8 protein-coding genes are annotated in these 8,925 nt (G+C 54.6%); all 8 read left to right on the top strand.

What is annotated here, in order from left to right; all coding sequences use genetic code 11:
• Positions 1–522: 522 nt before the first annotated feature.
• The 8 genes from RUE5091_RS20025 (at position 523) to RUE5091_RS19990 (ending at position 8,908) form a co-directional block, all read left to right on the top strand.
• Complete coding sequence (locus RUE5091_RS20025; protein ID WP_058283709.1) at positions 523–1,869, top strand: substrate-binding protein; 1,347 nt, start codon at positions 523–525, stop codon at positions 1,867–1,869.
• Positions 1,870–1,975: 106 nt separating this feature from the next.
• On the top strand, positions 1,976–3,007 hold the full coding sequence (locus tag RUE5091_RS20020; protein ID WP_058283708.1) for a branched-chain amino acid ABC transporter permease: 1,032 nt from the start codon (positions 1,976–1,978) through the stop codon (positions 3,005–3,007).
• Between the two features lie 3 nt (positions 3,008–3,010).
• A complete protein-coding gene (locus RUE5091_RS20015; RefSeq protein ID WP_058283707.1) occupies positions 3,011–4,216 on the top strand; it encodes a branched-chain amino acid ABC transporter permease in 1,206 nt (401 codons plus the stop codon).
• 10 nt (positions 4,217–4,226) lie between these two features.
• Entirely contained in the window at positions 4,227–4,982 is a 756-nt protein-coding gene (locus tag RUE5091_RS20010) for an ABC transporter ATP-binding protein (protein ID WP_058283706.1), read from the top strand.
• Positions 4,983–4,991: 9 nt separating this feature from the next.
• Positions 4,992–5,747 carry an ABC transporter ATP-binding protein gene (locus tag RUE5091_RS20005; protein ID WP_058283705.1) on the top strand — a complete coding sequence of 252 codons (756 nt, stop codon included), beginning with the start codon at positions 4,992–4,994 and terminating at the stop codon, positions 5,745–5,747.
• 740 nt (positions 5,748–6,487) lie between these two features.
• Positions 6,488–7,369: a LysR substrate-binding domain-containing protein gene (locus RUE5091_RS20000; protein ID WP_082643740.1), complete on the top strand. Its 882-nt coding sequence runs from the start codon at positions 6,488–6,490 to the stop codon at positions 7,367–7,369.
• 109 nt (positions 7,370–7,478) lie between these two features.
• Positions 7,479–7,856, top strand: coding sequence for a hypothetical protein (locus RUE5091_RS19995; protein WP_058283703.1), 378 nt, complete (start codon positions 7,479–7,481; stop codon positions 7,854–7,856).
• Between the two features lie 122 nt (positions 7,857–7,978).
• A complete protein-coding gene (locus RUE5091_RS19990; RefSeq protein ID WP_058283716.1) occupies positions 7,979–8,908 on the top strand; it encodes an alpha/beta fold hydrolase in 930 nt (309 codons plus the stop codon).
• The last annotated feature ends 17 nt before the right edge of the window (positions 8,909–8,925 follow it).

The raw sequence follows: 8,925 nt of genomic DNA, 5'->3' as shown, positions 1-8,925 counted from the left end.
ACTGCACTTTGGCACATTCGATGCCGGTGGAGCAGGAGCCACCCACCTCATCCGCAATGGGCCGACTGCGATCGGGAGCTGAAGCGATCCTGAGCAGATGCTGCACTGCCTCCGATGTCCACAACGAGCCCAAAGCAGACAAATGGTAAAATAGGCTTCGTTGACCGCGGGCGCCCAGTGTCTGAGAAAGTCTTGTGTCAAGCTGGAGCAGCGAATATTGCTTCGAACTTGCGATTTCGCCTCAGCTTCTGCCCACTAAAGCGGGCGACATTATTGCCGACAGAAGCAACAAAAGATTTTTTGCATCTAACTGTATGAAATATGATGAATAAGCTCAGCTGAGCAGAAAAAATTTACAAAAAAGCCCGCCAATGGTGAATAAGTTTACAAAATTTTATTTCAAATCCAGTAATTTGTTGTGAAATTTTCATTCGGCTTTCCATTATTGAATTGCACATAAGTGCGCTTTCGTCTGCTGGAAGAGGAGCCAAACGACGAAAGAAAGGGAAATGGGAGGAATTAATGACCAATAAATCTGTCACACGCCGCGGCGTGTTGAAGTCTGGTGCCGTTGCAAGTACCGGTCTGGCCCTACCTACGATCTTCACGGCTTCGTCGGCTGCTGCTTACACCAATGAACCTACCGGAGGGTCAGTAACCCTGGGCTTCAATGTTCCCCAGACCGGGCCTTATGCCGAAGAGGGTAACGACGAGCTGCTGGCGCAACAGCTGGCAGTCGAACATCTCAACGGTGAGGGAGATGGTGGTTGCTTGAACACTTTCACGTCGAAGGCGCTGAAGGGTAATGGCATACTTGGAAAGAAGGTCGAGTTCGTCACTGGCGATACCCAGACCAAGTCAGACGCCGCACGTGCATCTGCAAAGTCGATGATCGAAAAAGACGGCGCGATCATGATCAACGGCGGATCGTCCTCGGGCGTGGCTGTTGCGGTTCAGGGCCTTTGCCAAGAAGCAGGTGTGATCTTTATGGCAGGTCTGACCCATGCCAACGACACGACTGGTAAAGACAAGAAGGCCAATGGTTTCCGCCATTTCTTCAACGCATATATGTCGGGTGCAGCGCTTGCACCGGTGCTGGCCGCGGAAATGGGCAAGGAGCGCCGCGCCTATCACCTGACGGCCGACTACAACTGGGGCTGGACACAGGAAGAGTCGATCGTCGCTTCGACCGAAGCCTTGGGATGGGAAACGGTCAACACTGTCAAAACACCACTCGCGTCAACAGACTTCTCGTCTTATATCACACCGGTTTTGAACTCAGGCGCAGATGTTCTGGTTCTGAATCACTACGGCGGCAACATGGTGAACTCGCTGACCAACGCGATTCAATTCGGCCTGCTAGACAAAGTTGCCAACGGTAAGGACTTTAAGATTGTCGTGCCGCTGTATTCGGAGTTGATGGCCGCTGGTGCAGGCGAGAACATCAAAGGCGTGCTGGGTTCGATGAACTGGAACTGGCAGCTGCAGGATGAAGGAACCAAAGCCTTTGTGAAGTCCTTTGGTGAGAAGTATGGCAAGCCGCCGTCCAACTCTGCACAGACCTGCTATGCACAAGTTCTTCTTTATGCTGATGCATGTGAGCGTGCTGGCACATTCAATCCGTGCGGCGTTGTTGAAGCCCTAGAAGACTTCGAGTTCGACGGCTTGGGCAATGGTCCGACCTGGTATCGCGGCGCGGACCACCAGTGCTTCAAAGACGTGCTGGTCGTTCGTGGGAACGAGAATCCGACCAACGCCTATGACACTCTGGAAATCGTCGAAGTTACGCCACGCGCGCAGGTTGAGTACGATCCAGAGCACCCGATGTTCGCTGGTGGTGCACTGGGTGAGTGTAACTCGGGCGCATAAGGCCTCGTGTCTAAGTCTGGCTGCTAAAATGGTGGCCAGACATCTGCAACAGGGCTGATCCTGTTACGCCACTCAATTCACACTGACCAACCCTGAGGTGGGGCCAATGGACGCCATCCTATTGCAAATTTTGAACGGTCTGGACAAAGGGTCGGCTTATGCGTTGATTGCGCTGGGGCTGACACTTATTTTTGGAACGCTCGGCGTTGTGAACTTTGCCCACGGGGCACTGTTCATGATCGGTGCGTTCTGCGCCGTTACTCTGCAAAAGCTCATGAACCTGAGCTATGTGACCATCGACGAGAGCCAAACCGATTTTCTGGGCAACCCGCTGAAGGTTGAAACCCCCTATATCGAGGCTTGGTTTGGCCCAGAGTTTGGTGCGACGATCATCGATTGGTCTGTTCCGCTGGCAATCCTGTTTGCGATCCCGATCATGCTGTTGGTGGGCTATGTAATGGAACGCGGGCTGATCAAGCATTTCTACAAGCGCCCGCACGCTGACCAGATCCTTGTCACTTTTGGATTGGCAATCGTCTTGCAGGAAATCGTGAAGTATTTCTTCGGGGCCAACCCGATCCAAACGCCACCACCTGACGCGTTGAGTGGATCTATCGACCTTGGCACAATGATCGGCTTCGATCCCAACGCGATCATCTATCCGATCTGGCGTCTGGTTTACTTCGGATTTGCCGTCGCAATAATTGGTGCCGTCTTCTCATTCCTGCAGTTTACGACGTTTGGCATGGTCGTGCGCGCCGGAATGGCGGACCGCGAGACCGTAGGCTTGCTGGGAATCAATATCGACCGGCGTTTTACTATCATGTTCGGTATCGCTGCCGCAGTGGCTGGTTTAGCCGGTGTAATGTACGGGCCGCTCAATCCACCAAATTATCACATGGGGATGGATTTTCTGGTCCTTAGCTTCGTTGTGGTTGTTGTTGGCGGCATGGGTTCATTGCCCGGGGCCGTGCTGGCCGGCTTTCTACTGGGCATTCTTGAAAGCTTTGCCTCTACGACTTGGGCTACCACCACAATCCCCGGAATCAACCAAATCATCATCTACCTTGTTGCCATTATCGTGCTGCTGACTCGCCCGCGCGGGTTGATGGGACGCAAAGGCGTGATGGAGGAATAATCGATGTTGGGACTGAACAAGAAAGACACCAGCCTTCTAATCATCGTCGGCCTTCTTACACTGCTGGCCCCCTTCATCCTGAACCCATTCCCTGAAGGGAGCGCTATGGCGCAGTTTAACGCGGGTTACCCGGACTTGATGCAGCGCTTCGTCATCTTTGGCATCTTAGCCATTGGGTTCAACATCCTGTTCGGTCTGACCGGATACCTGTCCTTCGGTCACGCAGCCTTTCTGGGCGTGGGGTCGTATTCGGCCGTGTGGATGTTCAAGCTGCTGAGTTACAACATCATCCCGGCTATCGCGCTCAGCGTTGTGGTCGCTGGCCTATTCTCGCTATTGATTGGGTTTGTCAGCCTGCGCCGGTCAGGTATCTATTTCTCTATCCTGACACTAGCCTTTGCACAGATGAGTTTTGCGCTGGCCTATTCGGTGCTGTCGAACCCCAAGTTCAACCTGACCAACGGGGAAACCGGTCTGCAGGTATATGCCGACGATCCCCAAATTCTGCAGGGAGCCAATGCACCGGATCTGCCGCATCTCTTCGGCCTGCCGATGCGCGCGACCTACACCATGGATGTCGGCGCGTGGAGTTTTGACTTCAACGCGGGTTACTACCTGTGCGCAGTAATCATGATGGTTGTGTTCTATCTTTCGATCCGCATTTTCCGCTCACCATTCGGAATGATGCTGCGCGCAGTGAAATCGAACCAGCAGCGGATGAACTATACGGGCTTGAACTCCAAACCCTATACATTGGCGGCCTTTGTGATCTCGGGCATGTATGCCGGTCTGGCCGGTGGGCTGATGGCCGCGATGGACCCGTTGGCAGGGGCTGAGCGTATGCAGTGGACCGCTTCGGGTGAGGTGGTTCTGATGACCATCCTTGGCGGCACAGGCACGTTGATCGGTCCTGTTCTGGGCGCTGGCTTCATCAAGTATTTCGAGAACATCTTCTCTAAGATTAACGACAACGTCCTGCACGGCTGGTTCGCCTTCCTGCCGGACGGGCTGGAAGACGCGGTGGTGTTCCTGATCCACCCGTTCATCGGCAAAGGCTGGCACCTGACACTGGGCATCCTGTTCATGCTGGTGGTGATCTATCTGCCGGGTGGCCTTGTTGAAGGCGGGCAACGGCTGTTGAACCGCTTGAAGCGCAAGAAAACTGGTACTGACGATGCACCGTCGGGCAAAACGGAACCGGCGGAGTAAGGGGCGGACCATGGCAATTCTAAGAGTCAAAGATGTCAGCAAGCGCTTCGGTGGCCTTAGGGCGCTGACGGATGTGAACCTTAATGTCGAGGAGAACACGGTTCACGCAATCATCGGACCTAACGGGGCCGGCAAATCGACCTTGCTGAACTGTCTGGTAGGCAAGCTGATGCCGGACACCGGTTCGGTATTGTTCGACAACAGCTCGGTGCTGGGTCTTGAACCCTTCCAAATCAACCAGATGGGCATCAGCCGCGTATTTCAGACACCAGAGATTTTCGGGGAACTGACGGTGATGGAAAACATGCTGATCCCCATCTTTGCGATGCGGGATGGCGCGTTCCGGATGCATGCCTATGAGACAATCGCCAATGAAAAGGCCGTAGTCGAACAGGCCGAGGCGATGTTGGAAGAAATGAACATGGCCGACAAGCGCGAGATGAGCGCTGCCTCGCTGTCGCGTGGCGACAAGCGGCGGCTTGAGATTGGCATGTGCCTCAGCCAAAATCCGCGGCTATTGCTGCTGGACGAACCCACGGCGGGTATGGCGAGGGCGGACACCAACAACACAATCGACCTGCTGAAACAAATTAAGGATGAGCGCGACATTACCATCGCAATCATCGAGCATGACATGCATGTGGTCTTCAGCCTTGCCGAACGCATCACTGTTCTGGCTCAGGGCGCACCTTTGGTTGAAGATACTCCTGAAAACATCCGCGGAAACCCTAAGGTTCGCGAAGCCTATCTAGGCGAGGCTGCGTAAGGAAAAGCTATGAACGAGAAACCTGACTTTTCAAAAAACGCCAATTTGGCCAGCACTGCCCCTGCGTTTCTCTCCGTTTGGGATATGCACTCCTACTATGGAGAAAGCTATATCGTGCAGGGCGTCAGCTTCAACGTACACGAAGGCGAGATTCTTGCTCTTCTTGGACGTAATGGCGCAGGAAAAACCTCGACACTCCGTTCGATCGCAAGAGTCGGAGAGCCTGAGGTAAGGCACGGCGAAATCTGGCTGGATCATCAGCCGCTACACAAAATGACAAGCTACGAAGCGGCGGCGGCAGGTTTGGGCCTAGTGCCTGAAGACAGACGAATAATTCCCGGTTTGACCGTCGAAGAAAATTTACAGCTCGCTCAGATTGCACCGCCAATCGGATGGTCACTGGATCGACTTTATGAATTGTTCCCGCGTTTGGGAGAGCGTCGGAAACAAGAAGGAATTACACTGTCAGGAGGCGAGCAACAAATGCTGTCGATCGCCAGAGCCCTGGCCAGAGACATTAAGGTCCTACTCTTGGATGAACCATATGAGGGTTTGGCGCCTGTCATCGTCGATGAGATCGAAAAAACTCTTATTCACGTCAAGCAACAGGGTATGACCACGATCATTGTAGAGCAGAACGCCGTACGAGCTTTGGAGTTGGCGGACCGTGCGATTATACTAGATACCGGGACCATCGTATTTGACGGTGCGGCGAAAGAGGTGCTTGAAGACACCAAACTTCGTGAGGAATATCTGGCGATCTAGCTCACATTTTCCACGGTAATCAGACCAAAAGGGCAGGTTTGGAACGTGTCCAAAGCTTTTGTTTGCTTCAGATGTAAGTCTACTGACTTGCGCGAAAAGGACCAATTGAAACCGCGGAGTCGAGTAATCAAACCCGGCAGCCGAAGACCTGAAGAATCTCACAAATTTTCATGATAATTTTGCCCGCTTTGTCCGCGTTGCTGTCATATGATGGATGCTCCCGTTCGACTGCCGATCAATGTCTGCTTCAAGGAAGCTGCGTTGCGGCGCTCGGCCTGATGGTCAAGGTCGGCTATGGGCCGTTCAAATCGATGGCGAGTGGTTCTTGAACCGAAATGCTGCGCTGCACCTGAGGTCTGGAAAGAGCCCACTTTCACAAATGCTGCGCTACACACCAATGTCCGCATTTCAGTAAGGAGCAGGCAGAGGCAAATCTTTGACCTCTGCCTTGTCGGTTCACTTGTTGAAAAACTCGGCCACAGCATCGGTCGACGCTTTCACGGCCTCGGGCTTGTAGCAAAAATCGACATGGCTGATCCGTGACTTCACTCGGTCTCCAATATTGCAAACGCAGCGAATGGCCGGTCTGACGGGCCGCGCCGCAGCAACTTCAAGGTCGGTCAAAGGTCCAGTATGGGCCGTAGGCGATGATAGCTGTGTACCGCATGGGCTTGCGGACTTGGCCATAACGCGCTGTACTACTTTGTGGTACTCTGCCCGAGAAAAACGAGGCCAACTGTTTGCGCTCAAGCCCGAACCTTCCTCCGCTTCTATCGCTTCGTGCTTTTTTAGCTGTTGCGAGGCTCTTGAGTTTTCGAAATGCCGCGGATGAATTGCTGATATCGCAAAGTACGGTCAGCCATCACATTCGGCAGCTTGAAGCAATGCTCGGATCGCCGCTTTTCGCACGGCATGCCCGCAGCATCTCTTTAACACCTGAAGGGAAGCGTTATCTCGTCGAAATCAATGCCGCATTCCGTACGATCACGGATGCGACTGCAGAGCTTCGGGCCGAAGCTGGGCGGGAGACGCTTCGCGTCACAGCGCTGCCGTCCTTCTGCTCAATGTGGCTCATGTCGCGTCTTGCCTCTTTTTCGGATGCGCACCCAGGGATTGACATTGAACTTGACCCAACACTCGAGATTGTCAGCTTTGCTCGCGACGAGGCTGATCTGGGCGTGAGGTTCGGAATCGGCCCTTGGAACGGTGTGGATGCCCGGCTGCTGCACGTCGAAAAAATTGCCCCCATTGCACATTCTGGGCGAACCCTTCCGCTCACAGACCTGTCTGACGAACAACTTCTCATGAGCCGTAAGGAGCAGGAATGGCAGTCTTGGGCGGAGTCGCGCGGAATTGATATAGCTGGCGCGAAACGGATGCCGCTCAATGACTATAATGTGGTGATCCAAGCCGCGATCGACGGCGGAGGTGTAGCGATCGGTCGTAAGTTACTCGTTGAAACACTCGTGCGTGAAGGTCGGCTCACTTGGCTCGCAGAACCCGAGACAGTAGACGTAGGTCTCGGCTATTGGCTGGTAAGCGCAGAAGGACGCCCTTTCACCCGAGCAATGTCGCTATTCGCTGAATGGCTCACCGTGGCTTTTGCGGAAACAGGTTTTTGAGCCTTACCACCAAGCGATCTATTTAATCGATCACATAAACGCCTCCTTCGAATTGGTAAGAGATCAAGCGCCAAATTACGTTCCTCCTTGTAACCGAAAGGAGGACTCCATGACTAAAGCGCGACCCGAAAACTGCCCAACGCACGGCCAAAAGGACCTGTTTTCAAATCTCGTCGATTGCGGGCCCGCGGCAGACAAGTTTGACGCGTCTGTCGAACTCGGCCTGTTACCCCGCCTCGTCGTTGCGGGCTTTCACGCATTGACAACTCGTAAGACACGACAGGCACTGAAGGGTCTCGAGCGCGTTCGTTTGCGCGACATCGGCTTGGACCCAGACGATATTGATAGAGCAGTCCAAGAAACCGCTGACCAGGCCTCCGAAGAATTCGCGCGCCGGTTACACGGTCGCTGGCATTCCGCCGATCATGTGGCTGGAAGCCTCAACGCTGAGATCAACTGCCTTGCGTGCGCCGGAAGGAGGCAGTGATGAGCCTAAGCAAACCTTCCGCATACAAGAGCCAGGTCACACGCCGAACAATGCTGCAGTTGACCGTGGCAGGCGCGTTCAGCGCGAGCCTGCGACCATCCCCGAGCTTTGGAGAGACCAACATGACCCAACCGATTCCTGCCGTGCCGGCCGATACCACCTTTGATGGCACCTGGCCTTTTCCCGCACGCTACAACTACGCGCCCGGTTACGCCGCCCACTACGTTGATGTCGGCGAGGGGCCCGAGACTCTGCTTTTGCTGCATGGCGAACCAACCTGGAGCTACCTTTTCCGGCACCAGATCGCCACGTGGTCGCGCCATCATCGGGTCGTGGCGATTGACCATATGGGCTTGGGCAAGAGTGCCACGCCAAGCGATCGAACCTACTGGCTGCAGGACCATATCGACAATCTGGAGGCGGTCGCTCTTGCCCTCGACCTGCGCGACGTGACCCTTGTGATGCACGATTTCGGTGGGCCAGTGGGTATGGGATTCGCAATCCGCCATCCGGACCGGGTAAAACGAATTGTTTCAGTCAACGGGCCAACGCCGTTCGGCCAGGCCGATCTGATTGACCGGCTGGTTGCGAATGCTGGCGAGGCCGCTTGGTTTCAGTGGATCCTGAAAGCGCAAGATGACGGCACTCTGGAACCGCTTCTCGGCCAGCTTGATTACACGATCCTGTCCACACTGAAGTTGAACGGTTTCGAAGACGTCTCAATCGTCACGGACACTTGGCTCAACGCCTATCGGGCGCCATTCCCAACACCGGCAGAAGCTGCCGGTGCTATTGGATGGGCTAAGGGGTTTGCGACCGGGGCGCATAAGTTCGAAGAACCGGACGCGGCGGCCCGAAAGGCGATCAGTGCGAAACCAGCACTCGCGATCTGGGGGGAAGAAGACCGCACGCTGCATGCAAAGCACTTTCTTCCACTGTTCGAGGCGGTGTTTCCGAACGGCAAAATTCAGCGCCTGCCGGGTGCTGGCCATTACAGCCCTGAAGACGCCCCGCGTGAAGTGACGGATCAAGTGCTGTCTTTCATCGGCTAAACGAGATCTGCGGTTAC

Origin of the sequence: Ruegeria denitrificans (genome assembly GCF_001458295.1) — a bacterium.
GTDB classification, from domain to species: Bacteria; Pseudomonadota; Alphaproteobacteria; order Rhodobacterales; family Rhodobacteraceae; genus Ruegeria; species Ruegeria denitrificans.
The sequence above is the reverse complement of the archived record's forward strand: the minus strand, read 5'-3'. Positions and strand labels throughout refer to the sequence as shown.